Raw genomic sequence first — 955 nt, 5'->3', positions numbered from 1 at the left:
GCCCGGCCCTGCCCCCGCCCCGGTTCGGCGCGGCCGCACCAATTGACGGCCCGTCAGGTCCGCTCGTACGGTCCCTGTATGCCTGTCACGGCGTACGACCTCACCGGCCGCACCGTGTTCGTCACCGGCGCCGCGAGCGGCATCGGCCGCGCCTCGGCACTGCTGCTCGCCGAGGCGGGGGCGAACGTGCACTGCGCCGACCGTGACGCCGAGGGCCTGCACGAGACGGCGACCCTGATCAAGGACGGTGGCGGCACCGCCCGCACCCACACCCTCGACGTCACCGACCGGGCCCGGCTGCGGCAGGCCCTCACCTCCTGCGAACGCCTGGACGCCCTGGCCGCGGTCGCGGGGATCATGCACCGAAGCCTGGTGCTGGAGACCCGGGACGAGGACCTCGACCGGGTACTCGACGTCAACTTCAAGGGAGTGCTGTACGCCTGCCAGGAGGCCGCCCGCCTGATGATCGCCCGCGGCACCCGGGGCAGCATCGTCACCATGGCCTCGGGAGCCGTCGACACGGGCGGCCCCGGGCTGCTCTGCTACGGCGCGGCCAAGGCGGCGGTGGTCCAGCTGACGAAGACCCTCGCCACGGAGGTGGGCCGGCACGGGATCCGTGTCAACGCGGTCGCCCCGGGCTGGATCCGTACGCCGATGACGGACCGCGGTGACAGCGGCTCCCAGGCGCACACGGAGGCCGTCATGGCCCGGATGTCGCCCCTGGGCCGCGTGGGTGAGCCCGAGGACATCGCCCACGCGGTTCTCCACCTGGTCTCCGACGCCTCGGCCTTCACCACGGGCCAGATCCTCCGCCCGAACGGGGGCGTGGCGATGCCATGGTGAGACAGCTCCCACCCGTCGAGGCGCATCCCGCGGCCACCACACGCCGCTGGTCCACCACACACCCCCCACGCAGCCGGCTCCCCGGCCGAAGCACCCCTACGCTCCCCCTGAC

Annotated in this window: 1 protein-coding gene; it reads left to right on the top strand. The window is 73.6% G+C overall.

Features of this window, described 5'->3' with window-relative positions; genetic code table 11:
* The first annotated feature begins 78 nt into the window (after window positions 1–78).
* Window positions 79–843 (top strand): SDR family NAD(P)-dependent oxidoreductase, encoded by a 765-nt coding sequence (locus C1J00_RS43670; protein WP_102914253.1) that lies wholly within the window; start codon window positions 79–81, stop codon window positions 841–843.
* The last annotated feature ends 112 nt before the right edge of the window (window positions 844–955 follow it).

Origin of the sequence: Streptomyces cahuitamycinicus, from assembly GCF_002891435.1 — a bacterium.
In the GTDB taxonomy this organism is placed as follows: Bacteria; Actinomycetota; Actinomycetes; order Streptomycetales; family Streptomycetaceae; genus Streptomyces; species Streptomyces cahuitamycinicus.
Note: the sequence above shows the minus strand (reverse complement) of the source record. Positions and strands in the feature narration are given on the sequence as shown.

Bases quoted from the DNA above. Each gene is read 5' to 3' on its own strand.
- C1J00_RS43670 (WP_102914253.1), top strand. From the start codon at position 79: ATGCCTGTCACGGCGTACGACCTCACCGGCCGCACCGTGTTCGTCACC.